Origin of the sequence: Paraburkholderia sp. GAS448 (assembly GCF_050435685.1) — a bacterium.
Classification (GTDB): Bacteria; Pseudomonadota; Gammaproteobacteria; order Burkholderiales; family Burkholderiaceae; genus Paraburkholderia.
The window spans coordinates 311,056-329,218 of record NZ_JBNDKT010000005.1 but is presented as its reverse complement, the minus strand read 5'-3'; the positions used below and the strand labels follow the sequence as shown (position 1 = coordinate 329,218).

19 protein-coding genes and 1 pseudogene are annotated in these 18,163 nt (G+C 62.8%); 10 read left to right on the top strand and 10 right to left on the bottom strand.

Annotated elements, in window-relative coordinates; translation table 11 throughout:
* The first annotated feature begins 13 nt into the window (after positions 1-13).
* Genes bufB through P3T23_RS12845 form a run of 3 tightly spaced genes read left to right on the top strand, consistent with a single transcriptional unit; the run spans position 14 to position 2,152 of the window.
* Positions 14-904, top strand: a complete 891-nt coding sequence (gene bufB, locus P3T23_RS12855; protein WP_429316534.1) for an MNIO family bufferin maturase — start codon at positions 14-16, stop codon at positions 902-904.
* The gene (locus tag P3T23_RS12850) at positions 876-1,691 is read left to right on the top strand and encodes a DNA-binding domain-containing protein (protein WP_429316533.1); all 816 of its coding nucleotides are present in this window, start codon (positions 876-878) and stop codon (positions 1,689-1,691) included. The genes bufB and P3T23_RS12850 overlap by 29 nt, the downstream gene beginning before the upstream one ends.
* Positions 1,692-1,741: 50 nt before the next feature.
* The gene (locus P3T23_RS12845) at positions 1,742-2,152 is read left to right on the top strand and encodes a DoxX family protein (RefSeq protein ID WP_429316673.1); all 411 of its coding nucleotides are present in this window, start codon (positions 1,742-1,744) and stop codon (positions 2,150-2,152) included.
* 456 nt (positions 2,153-2,608) lie between these two features.
* On the opposite strand, the gene P3T23_RS12840 is transcribed toward P3T23_RS12845, so the two are convergent.
* Positions 2,609-3,028, bottom strand: coding sequence for a hypothetical protein (locus P3T23_RS12840; protein ID WP_429316532.1), 420 nt, complete (start codon positions 3,026-3,028; stop codon positions 2,609-2,611).
* A 105-nt stretch (positions 3,029-3,133) separates the two neighbouring features.
* On the opposite strand from P3T23_RS12840, the gene P3T23_RS12835 reads away from it, so the two are divergent.
* The 4 genes and pseudogenes from P3T23_RS12835 to chrA form a co-directional block, all read left to right on the top strand.
* Positions 3,134-3,424 carry a hypothetical protein gene (locus P3T23_RS12835; protein ID WP_429316531.1) on the top strand — a complete coding sequence of 97 codons (291 nt, stop codon included), beginning with the start codon at positions 3,134-3,136 and terminating at the stop codon, positions 3,422-3,424.
* Positions 3,425-3,954: 530 nt separating this feature from the next.
* Positions 3,955-4,335, top strand: a complete 381-nt coding sequence (locus P3T23_RS12830; protein ID WP_429316530.1) for an anti-sigma factor family protein — start codon at positions 3,955-3,957, stop codon at positions 4,333-4,335.
* A 212-nt stretch (positions 4,336-4,547) separates the two neighbouring features.
* Positions 4,548-5,339 carry a DUF1571 domain-containing protein gene (locus P3T23_RS12825; RefSeq protein WP_429316529.1) on the top strand — a complete coding sequence of 264 codons (792 nt, stop codon included), beginning with the start codon at positions 4,548-4,550 and terminating at the stop codon, positions 5,337-5,339.
* Between the two features lie 71 nt (positions 5,340-5,410).
* Positions 5,411-6,076: pseudogene (gene chrA, locus P3T23_RS12820) on the top strand (chromate efflux transporter); the annotation flags it as partial.
* Positions 6,077-6,247: 171 nt separating this feature from the next.
* On the opposite strand, the gene P3T23_RS12815 reads toward chrA, so the two are convergent.
* Positions 6,248-7,162, bottom strand: a complete 915-nt coding sequence (locus P3T23_RS12815; RefSeq protein ID WP_429316528.1) for a LysR family transcriptional regulator — start codon at positions 7,160-7,162, stop codon at positions 6,248-6,250.
* A 215-nt stretch (positions 7,163-7,377) separates the two neighbouring features.
* On the opposite strand from P3T23_RS12815, the gene P3T23_RS12810 reads away from it, so the two are divergent.
* Positions 7,378-8,433 carry an aldo/keto reductase gene (locus tag P3T23_RS12810; protein WP_429316527.1) on the top strand — a complete coding sequence of 352 codons (1,056 nt, stop codon included), beginning with the start codon at positions 7,378-7,380 and terminating at the stop codon, positions 8,431-8,433.
* Positions 8,434-8,591: 158 nt separating this feature from the next.
* Here the strand turns inward: P3T23_RS12810 and P3T23_RS12805 are convergent, their stop codons facing one another.
* The 7 genes from P3T23_RS12805 to P3T23_RS12775 all read right to left on the bottom strand — a co-directional run bounded on the left by P3T23_RS12805 (position 8,592) and on the right by P3T23_RS12775 (position 16,750).
* On the bottom strand, positions 8,592-8,945 hold the full coding sequence (locus P3T23_RS12805) for a DUF1428 domain-containing protein (protein ID WP_429316526.1): 354 nt from the start codon (positions 8,943-8,945) through the stop codon (positions 8,592-8,594).
* A 311-nt stretch (positions 8,946-9,256) separates the two neighbouring features.
* Complete coding sequence (locus tag P3T23_RS12800; RefSeq protein ID WP_429316525.1) at positions 9,257-10,558, bottom strand: HlyD family efflux transporter periplasmic adaptor subunit; 1,302 nt, start codon at positions 10,556-10,558, stop codon at positions 9,257-9,259.
* Positions 10,559-10,592: 34 nt separating this feature from the next.
* Entirely contained in the window at positions 10,593-12,101 is a 1,509-nt protein-coding gene (locus tag P3T23_RS12795) for an efflux transporter outer membrane subunit (RefSeq protein WP_429316524.1), read from the bottom strand.
* 50 nt (positions 12,102-12,151) lie between these two features.
* Positions 12,152-12,589, bottom strand: a complete 438-nt coding sequence (locus tag P3T23_RS12790) for a MarR family winged helix-turn-helix transcriptional regulator (protein WP_429316523.1) — start codon at positions 12,587-12,589, stop codon at positions 12,152-12,154.
* A gap of 96 nt (positions 12,590-12,685) precedes the next feature.
* Positions 12,686-14,248 carry a DHA2 family efflux MFS transporter permease subunit gene (locus tag P3T23_RS12785; protein WP_429316522.1) on the bottom strand — a complete coding sequence of 521 codons (1,563 nt, stop codon included), beginning with the start codon at positions 14,246-14,248 and terminating at the stop codon, positions 12,686-12,688.
* Positions 14,249-14,336: 88 nt separating this feature from the next.
* The gene (locus P3T23_RS12780; RefSeq protein WP_429316521.1) at positions 14,337-14,774 is read right to left on the bottom strand and encodes a MarR family winged helix-turn-helix transcriptional regulator; all 438 of its coding nucleotides are present in this window, start codon (positions 14,772-14,774) and stop codon (positions 14,337-14,339) included.
* Between the two features lie 200 nt (positions 14,775-14,974).
* Complete coding sequence (locus tag P3T23_RS12775; protein WP_429316520.1) at positions 14,975-16,750, bottom strand: ABC transporter transmembrane domain-containing protein; 1,776 nt, start codon at positions 16,748-16,750, stop codon at positions 14,975-14,977.
* Between the two features lie 231 nt (positions 16,751-16,981).
* Between P3T23_RS12775 and P3T23_RS12770 the strand changes: the two genes are divergently transcribed.
* Together P3T23_RS12770 and P3T23_RS12765 are read left to right on the top strand one after the other, a co-directional pair.
* Entirely contained in the window at positions 16,982-17,173 is a 192-nt protein-coding gene (locus P3T23_RS12770; RefSeq protein ID WP_429316519.1) for a hypothetical protein, read from the top strand.
* The gene (locus P3T23_RS12765; RefSeq protein ID WP_429316518.1) at positions 17,125-17,340 is read left to right on the top strand and encodes a GntR family transcriptional regulator; all 216 of its coding nucleotides are present in this window, start codon (positions 17,125-17,127) and stop codon (positions 17,338-17,340) included. The genes P3T23_RS12770 and P3T23_RS12765 overlap by 49 nt, the downstream gene beginning before the upstream one ends.
* 96 nt (positions 17,341-17,436) lie before the next feature.
* On the opposite strand, the gene msrA is transcribed toward P3T23_RS12765, so the two are convergent.
* The gene (gene msrA, locus P3T23_RS12760) at positions 17,437-18,129 is read right to left on the bottom strand and encodes a peptide-methionine (S)-S-oxide reductase MsrA (RefSeq protein WP_429316672.1); all 693 of its coding nucleotides are present in this window, start codon (positions 18,127-18,129) and stop codon (positions 17,437-17,439) included.
* Between the last annotated feature and the right edge of the window lie 34 nt (positions 18,130-18,163).

The following is an 18,163-nucleotide window of genomic DNA, read 5'->3' as shown; positions in this document are numbered from 1 at the left end:
CCGATACCCACTGATGAGCGTTCCCATGGTCCACGCGCAGCGGGCTTCCAGCCCGATTCCGATGAAAGCCGGCATCGGGCTGCGCTTTCGCCATCACCAGGCGGTGCTCGACACGCGACCCGCAGTCGCCTGGTTCGAGGTGCATACCGAGAACTACATGGGCGGCGGCAGCGCACCCCAATACCTGGACACAATTCGCCGCGACTATCCGGTGTCGCTGCACGGCGTGGGGCTGTCCCTCGGCAGCGCCGAAGGGCTTGATGCCGCGCATCTGGCGCGGGTGCGCAGTGTAGTCGAGCGGGTCGACCCCGGCCTCGTTTCCGAACATCTGTCATGGAGCGTCGCCGGCGGCACGTATATGGCCGACCTGTTGCCGCTGCCGATGACTGAAGAGGCGTTGAACATTGTTTGCCAACATGTCGATGAAGTGCAGGCCTGTCTCAGGCGGCGCATCCTGGTGGAGAACCCGTCGACCTATCTGCGGTTCAGTCACTCGACGATTCCGGAGTGGGAATTCCTCGCCCAGGTCGCACAGCGCGCGGGTTGCGGCATCCTGTGCGACGTCAACAACATCTACGTGAGCGCCTGCAATCACGGCTGGAATGCGATGACCTACCTCGATGCCTTGCCTGCGGCCGCGATTGGCGAAATCCATCTCGCCGGGCACAGCATCCGGCTGCTCGATCACGGACAGAGCTTGCGTATCGACGACCACGGTTCACGCGTCGCACCGCAGGTCTGGGCGCTTTATCACGAGGCGCTCAAGCGCTTCGGGCCGGTTCCGACGCTGATCGAATGGGATACCGACGTGCCGCCGATTGAAACCCTGATCGAGGAGGCAGCCCTTGCCGACACCGAACTGGACAGACGACGCCATGGACGCGCAGACGCCAGCGCTGCTTGAATTGCAGCGCGCGATACAGCGAAGCCTGCTGGAACGTGCGGACGGCGACGCGTCGGCCTGGGTGATCGCGGACGGCCTGGACGCGGGCGCACGGCTCGACATCTATCGCAACACACGCGCCAACGTCCTGGCGACGGCCCTCAGTCTGGCTTTCCCGGCGGTGCAGCATCTGGTCGGTCCGGAGTTTTTTGAGGGCGCCGCGGGGCTATTCATCGCGCAAGCTCCACCGCGCAGTGCGTGGCTCGATGAATACGGTGCAGAATTTCCGGACTTTCTCGGCGGGCTACCGCAGGCGGCGTCGGTGCCTTACCTCGCCGACGTGGCACGTCTGGAATGGCACGTCAACGTTGTCCTGCACGCCCCCGACGCCCCTTCGCTCGATATCGCGCGCCTGACGGCACAGAGCGAAGCCGGGCCGGCGCAATTGCGCTTCCAGTCCCATCCGGCGGTGCGACTGCTGCGATGTGAATTCCCGGTCGACATCATCTGGTGTGCGGTACTGAAGCGCGATGACCGGGCCATGGCAGCGATCGATCTCGCGGAGGGACCTGTCTGGCTGCTCGTTCACCGGACGCGGAGCGGTATCGAGGTAACGCGTATGGGCGAGTGCGAATGGCGCCTTACGGCAGGCCTGTTTTCGGGAAAGCCGTTGTCCGCGGCACTGGAAGGGACGCCATGCGACGACGCGCACAGCGTGCTCGCCACGCTTCTGGCCAGCGGATGCCTTGCAGAGGTCAGCGTGGTTCCGGAGGCAGTTGCAAGCGAGATCCGGAGGACCCACCCATGACACGCTCTCATCAACCCATCACCCTGTCACCGGTCAATAGCAGTCGAATCATGCGTCTTGCCGGATGGCTCGAGCGTGTACCCTACGCGCTCCTCGCCATCCCTTTACGCATTGCGGTTGCCACGGTCTTCTGGAACTCCGCGATGACCAAACTGGCGAACTGGGAAGCCGCCCTTGCCCTGTTCCGCGACGAATACAGATTGCCGCTCCTGCCGCCGGAGCTTGCCGCCTACATGGCCGTGTCGATCGAGTTGACAACGCCGGTATTGCTGATACTCGGCCTGGCCACCCGGCCCGTGGCGTTAGTGCTTCTGGGGATGACAACCGTCATCGAAATATTCGTCTATCCCCAGGCATGGCCCACGCATATCCAGTGGGTGGCCATGCTGCTGGTGCTCCTATGCCGCGGTGCCGGACCCTTGTCCGTCGATCATTGGCTACGAGACCGCTGGATCGGCTAATTCGTCAACGACTGGCCGACTTCAAAGAATCTGATGTTGTCTAACGGAAACTTCACAGCCCCCTTGCGTAGCATCCATCTCTGGCGCCATCTCATCATGCTGCCAGGGGCGCTGTCCGAGCGCGATCTGCGGCTGCCTGGGACCGGGATCTTCGAAACGTTCTGGGACGCACTCGCATGTCCCAGTGCAGGTTTTGCAGCTTGCAACGAACGTGTGCGACGCGCGCTACATTTTCAAGTGGATGTGTCCGTAGACGCCGTCCACTTCCCCGCTGGTTCCTGCTGCAGAACTCCCGAAACAGGCTGGCTTTAGCTACCGGCCTTCGACCGATTACCCTGAGCGCTTCTATTTGAACTGACTCTCTGCTTAACCCATTCGCGTCCACCATCCCCGAACGACCTCACGCCATCGGGGAAAGCGAATCGTGGTGCATCAAAGCCCCATGACGCAGGCAGGTCAGGGCGTGACGACCAAAGAGGCATGCAAACCCATCGAGTAATGGCCGGGTCGGTTGCAAAATAACACGTAGTGGCCCGGTGCCAACTTGAGTGTCATATGTTTGCTCGTCCCCGGCGCTATGTCCTCCACCTCTCCCAACTTTTTGAACTGGCTCTCTGGCACCTGTCCGTTTTTAACCGGCAACTTGTCGGCGGCCAGGTCCGTTTTGAGGACCACGAATTCGTGTGTCATACCGGTGTCGGGTGCGTTGCTCACGTCGAACGCGACTGACCCGGCCTTCACTTGACTCGTATCAAGCTGGATCGTCTTGGTTTTGAGCAGCGTGGCTTTTATCGTCTCCTCTGCGTAACCAGGGCTGCAAACGAGGCCGAGCGCGGTCACACCAAGAAAGATCGCGGTGCGTGGACTGGGGATCATGATGTTTTCCTCCAGAAATCGCCTCGAGCATCGTGCGTGTGGCTGACCGCGCTACGCATGATGGCGCAGCGGGGCGATTCATTGTTAAGGTCCGGACGAAGTGCCATGAACCGACGTGCACTGTCGATCGTCATCAACACGCGTTCAGCGCAGCCTGGTTATTCCGATTTTCCAGATAGCGCGACTGGGACAATCATCGACCTTCGCGAGTACAAACGGTCTGAACCCCTTGCATCCGAAATAGCCCAAAGGGGCCACTTAAAAACGAACTGCGTAACAAGCTACGCAAGCCGCTCAATGATTCAGGAGTGCTGCCGGTCGCTGTTAGCCGGTGGCGATGTCGACGTCAAGCTGATGGCAAAAACGCTCATTGAGGAGTACGTCGTGGCAGTCTGACATACAAAGGGAACCGCTTGTCTGGGTTTACGATGGACCAGGAATCTAGTTCCATGACGACGTCCAGCAGTGGAAGCGGCGGTGGCAGTAGCGGTAGCAGTGGCGGATATTGATGACCGCGCCGGGGTTGCAGGGACCAGGATTACTTCCATGAGTCTCGAAGCCGGACGGGTAGGCCGGGCGAGCGCGACGGGCTGGTTCTGCGCAACGTGCATTGCAGGCACCATTGCCTGCCCGTCGGGCAACCCCGGATCCGGCCGTTGGCCCATGCTCGACATTCCGTTATCACGAGGCCCCGAACCGGGGTAGTGTGAAACGCGCCATGAACGACGATAGTGACTGGGAGAGGCAAGGCTCGGACGCGCTGGATCTGCGGCCGCTATCGGCGTTTGCCGACAATGAGCTGTCCGCCACTGATCGCTCAGCCACGCTCGTCTGGCTGACGATCGACCTCGGGGCGGCCGACCGCGTGGCCGGTTACCGCGCGCAAAAAGCTGCGTTGACTGCACTGATCGGGAACCCGCGAGACGATGGGCGATGTATCGTCGTGCGACACCGCGTGCCGTGGTGGCGGCAGGCAGGCGTGGCAGCCTCCTGCATGGCAATGGGATTCGCTGATCGGCGGTCGCCTGCTGCCCGGCGAGTCCGGCCCGGCCGCGCAATTCATGTATCAGAGCACGGCCGGCGCCCGGCGCACGATGTACGTCGCAGCGGTTCCAAAGGACGCGACGGCGTTCCGCCCGTTTCGTGACGGCAACCGCAGCACGTTCTACTGGGGGAGTCAGGGGATGGGATGCGCGCTGACCGGCCAAGGCTCCGAAGCGCAATTGCGATCCATGGCAATCGACGTATGCAGCGCACAGTGGGGGCCATTGCGAAGCCTGGCACTCGGCGATGGTTTGAACCCGTGATGCTTTATGGATCTCGGCTTGCTGTTCATCCAGCAAGCCGGAGCACGCTGCCTGCTGCAGGATGGCAGGCAACCGCGCGGACGTTGCTGCGTGCGCTCGCGTTCACCTGCATGATCATCTCAGGTGGCGCTTTTGCCCAACCGACCAGCCCAATTGAGCCGGCTTCATCCGGTACGTCGGCGAGATGCACCGATGCTGCCACATCGGATGCCGTGAGCGCAGACGTCGACCAGTTCCGGTGTCTGACCGCAGACAAACAGGCGGCGTCATTGCGCACGCGGATCGAAAACCACTCCCTTCTGGCCCTGACGGACGAGCAGATCCTGTCCCTGATGGACGCGATGAAACCGGAGGCCTTCGTCGATTACGCAAAGTCGGACATGGTCCTCGACGACGCCTACGAATACCGGATGTTCCGGCAGGAACGCGTATCCGGCAGATGGCCCGACCGTCCCGATCACATGGTTATCCGATACCAGGACAATCCACGAAAAGTCTACGCAAAATGGCTACCGGACGGTGCCCATGCTGGACAGGAGATTCTTTACGACGAAACGGCCGATCCAGATAGTATCTTCGGCCATCTGGGTGGCCCACTGCATATCGTGTCAGGGAAGATCGCAATCGATGGTCTGTTCGCTCACGCCCAGTCCCGCCATAGCGTCCGCGATCTCGGTCTGCAGTTCATTGCGCGCACCGTCGAGCACGACGTCCGCAGCTTTCGTGACGAGGGCCTTACTGAAAAGCCGACCCGCATCGAGCTCGTGAACGTGCAAGGCATGCGGTTGCTTGCCTGGACATGGACTGCTCCGTCGGGCCCCCCCGCGCACTACGCGCAGCGTGTGAGACTGCTATTCGATCTTCAACACCTCTGGCCGATCGGCGAAGCCACGTGGGATGAACGCGGCAGACTATTAGAGCTGATCCATTTCGAAGACGTCGTGCCTCGCCACTGGAGCGAATCCACCTTCGATCGGCGTAACCCCGAATACGGTTTCCACTGACGCCGAGTCCAGCGAACCGTCCACGCAACGGTCTCTCCACTCGAAACGTATAAGAGCCCAATTCCGGTCACGCAACGCTGATTGCAATCCTGCCCGACACGGCGGCGACCCTGACCTGGGCCGACGCCCAGTATGGCGGCCTCTCCTGGATGCAGGCGGTCTTCTATGGCGTTGGCGCCGCGGTGGTCGGAATCATCGCGATGAGCGCATACAAGCTGACCAGGAAGACCGTCGGCACGAACAGACTTCTGTGGGCGATATTCCTGACGCTCGCGGTCGTCACCGTGGTCACCCAATCCGAGATCGCATGGTTGTTTATCGCAGGCGGCCTGCTCAACTGGTTCTGGCGTGCCCCACCGAACTGGTTCAGCAAGGGCGGACTGAATGCGCTTGCCGTGACGCAGGCCCCCGGCATGAGCGGCGTCCTCAGTGGTCTTGACCTGCCGCTGCTCGGCCAGATCGGCCTTTTCTTCGCCAAGGCCGGCGCGTTCGTGTTCGGCTCGGGCCTCGCAATCGTGCCGTTCCTCTACGGTGGCGTGGTGACTGAACATCACTGGCTCAACGACAAGCAGTTCGTCGATGCGGTGGCCGTCGCGATGATCACGCCGGGGCCGGTCGTGATCACGGTCGGCTTCATCGGTTACCTGGTCGCAGGACTGCCGGGGGCCTGCGTCGCCGCGCTCGGGACCTTCCTGCCCTGCTACCTGTTCACCGTACTGCCGGCGCCGTACTTCAAGTAGTACGGCAGGTTACCTGCCGTCAAGGCTCGGTTTTCGCCATACCGGACCAGGCGCCGGCGGCCATTGCTCGCCTCGTGAAGGAACGTCTGCGTAAAAAATAGACCTCGATCTGAGGTTTCACCGACGTGCGAGCAGCATGATTTGCGTAGCCAACCCCGTCACCAAGCATCAGGATGCGACGTCGGGCAACTGGAGCAAGTCCAGGAAGGCCCGGGCAAGTGGTGTCAGCTCGTTGCGCACGCCGCCCCTGAATACCGCCGCAAGCTCCCAGCAGGGTTCCTCGCTTTCGCGCAACGTTGCAGTCGCGATCGACGCGCCGCGCGTATCGCGCACCCGTGCGGCGGCCACCGATTCAGGCACCATGGTGATCGCAAGGCCCTGCGCGGCCAGTTCGAGCAACATCGGCAGATCGTTGACCTCGAAGCCGGTTCGACGGTGCAGCCCGGCAGCCGCAAAGCTTCGATCGACGAGGCGCCGCACGCTCCAGTCAGAACGGAGGTCGGCAAACGTTTCTTCGCTGAGATCGGACAGCTTGAGGTCGCTCGCGCCCGCGAGCCGGTGATTCTCCGCGCAGACCACGACCATCCCCTCACACGCGAACATGTGCATCCCCAGATCGTCGGGCAAGGGATCCGGCGGCTGCGTGAATGCGAGATCGAGGCGGCCTTCGCGCACCTGATCAATCAACGCGCGCGAGCCGTCGAGTGTCAGTTCGATGTCGATCCCGCTGAACGCGGCCCGAAACTGCCCCAGTGAAGCAGGCAGATCGACGAAGGGCGCAAGGCTATGAATCGCACCAATGCCAAGCCGACCGCGTGCGAGCCCATGCACCTGCGTCACGGCGTGCCGCGCCTCGCGCGCTGCGGCGAGCACGCGCCGCGCCTCGTCGAAGAGCACTTCGCCAGCGGGCGTCAGGCCGACACTCCTCGTGCTGCGGACAAACAATGGTCCGCCGAGGTCCTCCTCCAATGACCGGATCGACGCCGACAACCCGGACTGAACCAGGTTGAGACGCCGCGACGCGCGCGTGAAATGCCTTTCTTCCGCGACTGCCACAAAATGTTCAAGCTGCTTCAGATCCACGCCGCGTCCCTCGCACTCTGGTTCCACGATTAAGCACTACAAGTGCACAATTTAATCACATATTTCTGTTTGAATGATAATTCAATCTCCTCTATTGTTGAATGCCTGACCGCGCTCTCGCAACGACATCGGGCACGCTTTGTCCGCGAAGATGATCGAAACGGCCCCGCGCGGGTCCTGGATTCTTGGCAACAGCTATAGGAGATGGCTTCAACATGGAATATCGTCAACTCGGCCGTTCGGGTCTCAAGGTATCGACTATCACCCTTGGCACCATGACGATGGGCGGCAAAGGCAAATTCGCACAGGTCGGCGAGGTCGGCCTCGAAGAGGCGCGCCGGCAGATCGACATGTGTATCGACGCCGGCGTCAATCTGATCGATACAGCGGATGTCTATTCGAATGGCGCGTCGGAGGAGATCGTCGGCGCGGCGCTCGGTGGCAAACGCAAGGGTGGCGTGCTGATCGCCACCAAGGCGCGCTTCCCCATGGGCGACGGTCCGAACGATCGGGGCCTGTCGCGGCATCATCTGATAGAAGCGTGCGAAGCGAGCCTCCGGCGCCTCAAGACCGATGTGATCGACCTCTACCAGGTTCATCAATGGGATGGGATAACGCCGCTTGAAGAAACGCTCGAAGCGCTCGATCTGCTGGTCCGTCAGGGCAAGGTCCGATACGTCGGCTGCTCGAACTACTCGGGCTGGCACCTCATGAAGGCGTTGCATGTGAGCGAACGAGACCGCCTGCCGCGTTTCATAAGCCAGCAGATCCACTACACGCTCGAAGCACGCGAAGCGGAATACGAGCTCGCGCCGATCGCACTCGATCAGGGGCTCGGCATTCTCGTATGGAGTCCGCTCGCAGGCGGCCTGCTATCCGGAAAGCACCGTCGCAACGCGACGCCTGGGGGCACGCGCCAGCTTGCTGGCTGGACCGAGCCACCGATCCGCAATGAGGAGCGGTTGTGGTCGATCGTCGATGTACTCGTGGGGATTGCCGACGAGCATCAGGTCTCGGCCGCTCAGGTTGCGCTTGCGTGGACGCTTGGGCGCCCCGCCGTCGCCTCGGTCATCATCGGCGGACGCAACGAGACCCAGTTGCGCGACAACCTCGACGCCGCGAATCTCACATTGACCGCCGGGCAACGCGCACGACTCGACAAGGTGAGCGCGCCGCCTCTGCTCTACCCCTACTGGCACCAGGTACAGACCGCACACGACCGTCTTGGAGGCGCCGACCTGCCGCTACTGGGACCGTATCTGCGCGGATAGGCCGACTGCGTCGGCGTCGTCTGTCAACCACGCCGAAAGGGCCGCGCCACAGCGAGAGGGCGATCGCTCCCACTGAAGAACCGTGAGCGCATCGTGTCAAAAAGCAACGCACGGAACCGGCGCCAGAGGATGTTTGACTGGCGCCACCGTCTTTGCCCTCATACTTCCACGATCACTTCAAAGCCGCCGTAGATCAGCCGCTTGCCGTCGAAAGGCATGGGATTCGTGTCAGGCTGTACCCGCGGGTCGGCCATTACCGCTTTCATTCCCTTATCTCGCGCCTGACGCGAAGGCCAGACAACCCAGGAAAACACCACCGCCTCATCATCCTGACGTTTGACCGCCATCGGAAAAGACGTCAACTTACCTTCCGGGACGTCATCTCCCCAGCACTCGACCACGCTCAGTGCGCCGTGCTCCTTGAAGACAGCCGCTGCCGATCCGGCATGCTTTCTGTACGCTTCACGATTGGCCACGGGCACGGCGGCGACAAATCCATCTACGTAAGTCATGAACGATCTCCTTTCGAGTAGAAAAGGAACAGGGGCCGCAATGCGGCGCCTTTTCGATGGGCGCCGCATTGCCACAGCCCTCCCCTAAGACACGACGAACGACGCCTTGAGAAATCGACAACACTCACCATCGATTTCGGGATTCTCCGAAACATACACACGGGCGGCGCAGAACCATTGCGTTCCCGAAAGCGACTAATCCGCGATAGAGACGTATTCTTCAAACAGTCGACCCAGGTCCGAATTCATGCATCAATCTGGATAGGGGAACGGAAGTCGAGCGCGGCTCATGACAGCCGCGGTGCGCTTGCTCAATTCGCCATGGCCACCTTCGTCGCAGCCGGCTTTGCAGTCTTCACCTGCGCCGTCTTCACCGTCGCCTCCATCTCGTTCTGCCCGATGATCTTCGCGATCTCCGCATCGGCCTGTTCGCCGTACTTCGCAAACACATCGGTGTGATACGTCGTGTTCACCGCAGCGGCGAGCTGCGTGCCGGAGTCGTCGCGCGTGTCGGCGTCGACCACCATCGACAACCCGATGCGCAGCGAATGCGCATCCAGTTCCTTCGGGTCGAGCTGGATACGCACCGGCAGGCGCTGCACGATCTTGATCCAGTTGCCGGTCGCGTTCTGCGGCGGCAGCGTCGCGAACGCGCTGCCCGTGCCCGCCGAGAAGCCGATCACCTTGCCGTGGTACTTGACCTTCGAACCGTAGACATCCGCCGTCATCGTGACCGGCTGGCCGATGCGCATCCGGCGCAGCTGCACTTCCTTGAAGTTCGCATCGACCCACACGCCGTCGAGCGGCACGATCGACATCAGCGGCGTGCCCGGCCCGACGCGCTCGCCAACTTGCACCGAGCGCTGCGCCACGTAGCCCGTCACCGGCGCCGGCAGCGTATTGCGTGCGTAGTCGAGATAGGCGTCGCGAACCTTGGTGGCAGCGGCCTGCACGTCCGGATGCTGCTCAACCGACGTGCGGTCGGTCAGCGCATGGTTCGATTCCGCCTGCTGGTGAGCGGCATCGAGCGCTGCCTGAGCGGCAGCCACGGCGTCACGGGCATGCGAGACATCTTCCGCCGACACCGCGCCGGTGCTTTCCACGGCGACACGGCGCTTCAGATCGTCCTGCGCACGCGCCAGGTCCGACTCGCGCTGCGCCACGTTGGCCGCGTAGTAGCTGTTGTTCACGTAGAGCGTGCTCACCTTGCGCACGGCCTGGCCGAGCGCCGCCTCGGCGTTCAGCAGCACGATCCGCGAATCGGCCGGGTCCAGCGTGACCACCGGGTCGCCCACCTTCACGATCTGCGTGTCGTCCGCGTTGACCGCGTTCACCGTGCCGGTCACCTGCGGCGTGAGCTGCACGAGGTTGCCGTTGACGTACGCGTCATCGGTCGACTCGTGATATTGCCCATAGTTGAAGTAGTACCCGCCATACGCCGCGCCCGCGACCACGATGCCGAGGCCGAGCAGCGCCAACCACAGCTTGCGCTTGCCTGAGGCCGCGAGCGGCGTCGCGTTCGGCGAGGTGCCGGCGGGGGCATTGGCAGCGCCGTTGTTGTTCGATTGTGCCCGGTCCGCATTCGTGCGGTCAGAAGTGATGGTATCGCTCATGTCAGTTCACCAAGGAGTTTGCAAACGTGCCGGTTCAACGCGCGGCGGCGACGGGGGTGGAAGGCGCAGCGGAATCCGCGCTGCGTGTTGCATCGGCAGACGTATCGACATAGCCGCCACCGAGTGCCGATGCGAGCGCGATCTGCTGGTCGCGCCGGTCCATCAGCAGGTTGGCGACCGCCTGATCGGCCTGCAGCGCGTTCATGTCGGCGTTGAGCACGGTCAGCTGGTTCGTCAGGCCGCCCTTGTACTGCGTGATCGCCAGACCGTCGGCCTCGCGTGCGGCCTGCTGCGCCGTTTGCGAATCGCCAAGCTGCACGTCGCTCGAGCGGATCTGCGCAAGCTGCGTCGCCACGCCGCTCAAGGCGCCGATCAGCGTCTGGTCGTAGGTCGCGACGGCGTCGTCGAAATCGGCGTAACGGCCCTTCAACTGCGCACGCAGTTCACCCGCGTCGAAAATCGGCAGATGGATCGCCGCTCCTGCCGAACCCGTGCGGCTCGCAGCGGTGAGAAACCGGCCGAAACCGAACGCATCCAGGCCGATTGCGGCGCTCAGATTGATGTTCGGGTAGAACTCGGCCTTCGCTTCCTTCACTTCGTGCGTGATCGCATCGACGCGCCAGCGGGCCGCGACGATGTCCGGACGGCGGCTCACGAGGTCGGCGGGCAGGTTGTCCGGCAGGCGCACCGCGTCGCCGACGCCCAGCGCAGGCCGCGCGATCGAGAGCCCGCGGTCCGGGCCCTCGCCCAGGAGCGCGGCCAGCTGGTAGCGGGTCGTCAGGATGCTGCCGTCGAGCGCGGCGAGCGCCGAGCGGGCGGTCGCGAGATTCGCCTGCGCCGTCTTGCGCTCGACCTGGGTATCGAGCCCGGTCGCGATGCGGCCGGCCGTGATGCGGTCGATCTGTTCGCGGCGCTCGACTTCCTGCTGGGCGATATCGCGCAGCACGTAAAGCCGCGCAAGCTGGTTATAGGTGCGGGCGACTGCGGTCGTGAGCGTGAGCTTCACGACTTCCGCGTCGGCCTCGCTTGCCTGCAGTTGGGAGACCGCCGTCTTCAGCGCTTCGCGATTCTTGCCCCACAGATCCAGATCGTATGAAGCGCTCAACAGTCCGCTGTTCTGGGTTTGCCAGCTGCCCGCGTAGGGCGGCGGCACTGCCGCCGTGCCGCTGAACTGCTGGCGTGTCAGCGAGTAATCGGCGTCGACGTGCGGCATCGTGCTGGCCTTCGCGGTTTCCGCATAGGCTTGCGCCCCGGCGATGCGGGCGCGCGCCTGCGCAATCGTCGGGCTGCCCTTGAGCGCTTCTTCGAGCAGGGTCTTCAGTTGCGCGTCGCCGAACTGGTCGGCCCAGTTGGCCGCCGGCCAGTGGCCGCTTTCGGCCGGCAGGCTTTGCGTCGTCGCGAACTGTTGCGGCTGGGCCATTTTCTGGTCGCTGTGAATGCCCGCATAGTTGACGCATGCCGAGAGCAGCGCCACCAGGATCGCCGACAACCCCGCTTTGATCGCGCGGGCCCCGCTTGCGGATTTACTAATCTGCGTCTTCATCTTCTGACCTGTCAGATAAATGGTGAAAAAAAGGGGGAGCGCTACGGCGCTCACTCTCCAATGAACTTGTTAAGCAAAAAACACAACCCTTCGAACTCCGCCTTCGTGAACTTCTTCAACCGCGCGTTCAGCACTTCGGGCGCGATATTTGGAATCTCGGCCGCGATTTCTGCGCCCTTTTTTGTCAGCACCAGGTTGACCACCCGGCGATCGTCCACGCTGCGCGAGCGTTCCAGCAACCCCTTCGTTTCCAGCTTGTCCAGCATCCGCGTCATCAGTCCGGTGTCGACGGACAACAACTTCGCGAGCTCAAACGGCGTGGAGGCCAGGCCGCGTTGCATCGCAAGGAAAATGCCCATCTGCGAGCCGGTGACGTCGAGATCCTTGAGGGCCGTGTCCACTTCCGCGGTGATCAGGTTGCGCGCCTTGGTCAGCAAGTACCCGACGCTTTGCGTCAGCGAGAAACTTTCGGGTGTGTAGTGCTTCATGGCGCGTCCTCAGGGTGAATGACTATGACAATAACTGCAAAGTCAGATTTATACAAGAGGTATTTCTGCGATTTTTCCGTTCAGGCGGCGCGCTGCTCAATGACCGCCCGCGCCCGCTGCGTTCTTCGCGCCGTCCTTGCTGGGTTGGGTGATCCAGATGAGCGGAATGATCAGGACAAAGATCACCGCCGACAGCCAGAACACATCGTTCAGGCCGAGCATCGATGCCTGCGCGTTCAGTTGGGTTTCGAAAAAGACCTCGGCTTTGAAGAGACTCGCGTGCAGCGTCGTCTGAATACCGGCGAGCGCGTGCATATAGGCCGGGTTATTGACGCTGGTCTGCTCGGCAAGCTGCGAATGGTGCTGGATCGTGCGGTCGTTCCAGATGGTGCTCAGGAGCGAGGTGCCTGCCGCGCCGGCGAAGATCCGGGCGAAGTTCGACAGTCCCGCGGCCGCCGGGATCTTCTCCGGAGGCAGGCCCGACAGGACGATCGCCGTGAGCGGCGTGAAGAACAGCGCCATCGGGATGCCCTGCAGCAGCGTCGGCAGAACGAGCGTGTAGGGGTCGATGTCCGTCGTGTACCACGAGCGCATCAGGAACACGCCCGCAAAGCCGAGGAAGGCAAGCGTCGCCAGCACCCGCATGTCCGATTTCGGCATGATCTTGCCCATCACCGGCGCAAGAATCACAGCGAAGATGCCGAGCGGCGCTGTCACGAGCCCCGCATCGACGGCCCGGTAGCCCAGGTATTCCTGAATCCACGTCGGCAGGATCACGAGGTTGGCGAAAAAGACGGCGTACGCGATCGATATCGCGACGGTACCGCCCAGGAAGTTGCGTCCCTTGAACAGGCGCAGGTCGACAATTGGCCTCGCCTCGGTCAGCTCCCAGATCACGAAGAACAGGAACCCGACCAGCGCGACGATCGTGAGCGCCCAGATCACCGGCGAATTGAACCAGTCGAGATCCTTGCCCTTGTCGAGCATGATCTGAAGCGCGCCCACCCAGACAATCAGCGAAATGAGCCCCACCTTGTCGATTGGCAGCTTGCGCGACGGCGTTTCGCGCTTGCGGTACAGCGCCCAGATCACCGCGGCGGCGAAGAGGCCGACGGGCACATTGATGTAGAAGATCCACGACCAGTTGTAGTTGTCGGTGATCCAGCCGCCCAGCGCCGGCCCGGCGATCGGCCCGACCGTTGCGGTCATCGCCCACAGAGACAGCGCGCTCGAGCTTTTTTCCTTCGGAAACGAGGAGAGCAGGAGCGATTGCGACAGCGGCACCAGCGGCCCCGCCACCGCGCCCTGCACGATACGCGCCACGAGCAGGATAGGCAGGCTGGGGGCGAAGCCGCACGCCGCGGACGACAGTACGAACAGCAGGATCGCGGCCACGAAGAGCTTGACCTGCCCGACCCGCTGCGTGAGCCAGCCGGTCAGCGGAATCGACACCGCGTTGGCCGCGGAGAACAGCGTGATGACCCATGTGCCTTCGTCGACCGACACGCCCAGGTCACCAGAGAGTGTCGGGATCGCGACATTGGCGATCGACGAGTCCAGCACATTCATGAAGGTGGCGAGGGCCACAGCGAATGTGCCCAGTGCGAACTGCCAGCCAGCTAATGGCGCCGGAGTGCTCGCGTTGTTTGGCGGGTTCATGTTGCGTCCTTTAAGGGGCTTGATGGGCGGCTGTTCTCAAGCCGTCGCCGGGTATCTGATGTGTCAGATATTTGGTTAAAAAAATGGCTCATTCATCCAGCAACCTGCCGAGGAGGCGGCATAAGGCCGCGAACTCCAGCGGGGTAAAACCTGCCAGGCGCCGGTTCAGCACCGCCGGCACGATCTCTGCGATCCGCGCGGCAAGATTCCGACCGGCTTCGGTCAACGTCAGGTTGACCACCCGCCGGTCCGGACTGTTGCGATCCCGGCGCACGAGGCCCTGCCTTTCCAGATGGTCGACCACTCGTGTGACGAATCCCGAATTGATGCCCAACTGCCTGGACAACCCGACCGACGAGCGCGCAATGCCCCGCGACAGGACCAACAGCGCGCTGATGTGCGAACCACTGACGCCCGTGCCCGCAAGCGCGACATCCATTTCCGCTGTGAGCAGGTTGCGGGCTTTGCTCAGCGCATAGACGATGCGCTGAACCGGCAAAAAACTGTCTTCGCGGCAGTGACTCATAGCTGATATCTCCATTTCTGATTCGAACTATATCTGACTTATCGGATATATGCAAAGACTTTTTTAAGACGCCGGATGGTGGCCGCGATGCCCACCATGTGGCTGTCATTCGCGCCGCGTCTATCTGCGGCGGGTCGATCTTTGCGGACGGTTGTGAATCGCGGCCGCGCAGAGCTGGATTGATCGCGCAGATCGCGGCGCTACACCATGTGCCCCAGCGGTTCGCCGAACTGGAGGGCGGCAAGCTGCGCGTAAAGCGGTGAGGTCTGCAGAAGCTCGGCGTGACGGCCCTGCGCGACGATGCGACCTCGTTCCAGCACGACAATGCGGTCGGCCTGTTGTACGGTAGCAAGGCGGTGCGCAATGACCAGCGTGGTGCGGTTCTGTGCGGCATTGTCCAGCGCCTGTTGTACGAGCCGTTCGCTGGCGGCATCAAGTGCGCTGGTGGCCTCGTCGAGCAGCAAGATGGGCGGATTCTTCAGGATCGCGCGGGCGATCGCAATGCGTTGACGTTGCCCGCCAGAGAGCCGCACCCCGCGCTCGCCGAGAAACGTGTCGTAGCGTTGCGGCAACTCTTCGATAAAACCGGTCGCAGCGGCCATGTCTGCAGCGTGCTGTACTTGCGCGAGGGTGGCATCGGGCGCGCCGTAGCGGATATTGTCGAGCACAGTGCCTGAAAAGATCACCGACTCCTGCAGTACCACGCCGATTTCCCGGCGCAACTCGGCGAGCGGCACCTGCCGCGTCGGGACGCCGTTGATCAGGATGCTGCCGGACTGCGGATCGTAAAAGCGCAGCAGCAGCTGGAACAGTGTGGTCTTACCGCCACCGGATGGCCCAACCAATGCGACATGCTCGCCCGGACGGACATCGAGCGAGAGTCCAGAAAGCGCGGCGATGCCCGGGCGCGAGGGATACGAGAAGCTAACGTTGTCGAAACGGATGCCCTCCCCGCGCGTCGGCAGCGGTACAGTGGCCTCGGCCTGCGCCACCGGCGAGCGCGCCGCCAGCAGCTGCAGCAGCCGCTCCGTGGCGCCGGCGGCTCGCTGCAGATCGCCCCACACTTCGGCGACCGCCCCCACCGCCCCGGCGGTGACCACCGCGTAGAGGATGAACTGGGACAATTGGCCCGCCGTCATGCTGCCAGCCAGTACCGCCTGCGCCCCGAGCCACAGCACGAACACAATGGCGGCGAACACCAGCACGATCACCACAGCGGTCAGCCAGGCGCGCGCCCGAATCCGCGTGAGCGCCGTCTCGAATGCGACTTCCACCGCGCCGGCGAAGCGCCTTGCCTCGCGGGGCTCCTGCGCAAAGGACTGCACGGTTGGCATGGCGTTGAGTACCTCGCCCGCCAGCGCGCTTGCGTTGGCTACCTTGTCCTGGCTGGCGCGCGAGAGCCGCCGCACGCGCCGCCCGAAGATGACGATGGGCGCGACCACGACGACCAGCGTGGCCATGATGTAGCCGGACAGCACGGGGCTCGTCACAGCCAGCATCGCGACGCCGCCGGCAAGCAGGAAGAAGTTGCGCAACCCCATCGACAGGCTGGTGCCCACTACCGTCTGGATCAGCGTGGTGTCAGCGGTGAGCCGCGACAGCACCTCCCCGGTCTGCGTGGTCTCGAAGAACTGTGGACTCATCCCGAGGATGTGCTCGTAGACCGCGCGCCGCAAATCAGCCGTGACCCGCTCACCCAGCCACGACACAAGGTAGAAGCGCAGCGCTGTGGCGGCGGCCAATACCAGCGAAACGACGAACAACGCCAGAAAATAACGATCGATATGCGTCCGGTTGCCGCCCGCGAAGCCCCGGTCGATCAGGTATTTGAATGCCACTGGCAACGTCAGTGTCGCACCCGCCGACGTCACCAGCGCCACGAAGGCCAGCGCCCAGCGCCCGGTATAACGACGCAGGAAGGGCAACAAGGCGAACAGCGGACCGAGACGCGAAGCGCGCGGGGCGAGATCTGGCATGAGGATTCCTGAGCGGATCGAATGTCTCCCGATTTTGCCAGTCCTGCGGATTCGAAGGCGTCCGACGTAGAAGCCTGGCACGGATCCGTGAGTACCGCGGTGTGCACTTGTGCCGTTCCGGAAGTCCCGCCTGTCTGGCTATGCGGCGCCCGGTAGACTGCTTCCGCGAGCTTGCCGCGACTGCCCATCTGTATCAAGATCAAGTCGACTCATCAGCCGTAAGCCATTGCCATGACAGACAGTCCGGATCCTGACAAACTGAAAGGCCCCGGCGGCTTGACGTTCCGCCAGATCCACGAACAGGTGCTAAAGAGCGTCGAGCGCGACCGCGAAGCGCAGGTAACGCGCAACGCTCCCGCTCCGCCGCAGAGCCGGTGGCGACGTTGGGTGCGCTATGTGTGGGGCCGCAGCGGGCGTCGCTAGAAGCCATTCGTCCTGGCATCTTCGCACCGGGGGACCGCATGCCCTCGCAGCGTGCGATTGCCGGCGATCTGGGCTTTCACGTCAATACCATCAATGCGGCGTTTCGCGAAGCGGCGCGGCGCGGGTTCGTCCGCGGCTGTGCGCGTCGCGGGACCATGGTGCTTTGAGGGTACCCGGTCAAGTCGAGGTCGATCACCTCGACTTGCGTCGCCTCGCCGCTGAAGACGCCGCGCGCGCGGACCGGATCGCGGCGAATGACTCTGTTACGACGCCGTGGTCTTCAGGAGCAAAGGGGCGTTGAGGTACAGATCGGGAAACATCTTTTTCAGGTTGTCGACTTTCGGTAAGTCGTTGATGACGATGTACGGGTCCTTGGAATGCAGCGCGAGAAAATTCTGGTGGTAGGCTTCGGCCGGATAGAACCCATTGAAGTTCTCCACGCGAGTGACGACCGGCGCCGAAAATACATGGGCTTTTCCGAGTTGCGCGATATACGCCTGAGCAACGCTGCGCTGATCCTGATTGACCGGGAACACGGCCGAGCGATATTGCGTGCCGCGGTCGGGACCTTGGTAGTTCAATTCAGTCGGATCATGCGCGACCGAGAAAAAGATCTGCAGCAGACGCCCATACGTGATCTGCGTCGGGTCGTAAGTGACCTGTACCGATTCCGCATGACCGGTGTCCCCTTCTTCGACGGTGTCGTAGTGTGCCGTGCTGGCCGCACCGCCCGTATAGCCTGACGCGACCTGTTTAACGCCGCGCACGTGCTCGAACACACCCTGCATGCCCCAGAAACAGCCGCCGGCGAACACGGCGGTTTCGCTATGCGCCGCGACGACTTTTTCGTCCTGGGCCGGAGCGGGAATCTTCGTTGCCGGTTCGGCCGAATTCGCGAAACGCTGCGATGCGATTACCCCCACGGCCAGCGTAACGAGGCCGGCAAGTCTGGCCATGGACGAACGGCTTCGCCGGGAAGCGGTGATGGTC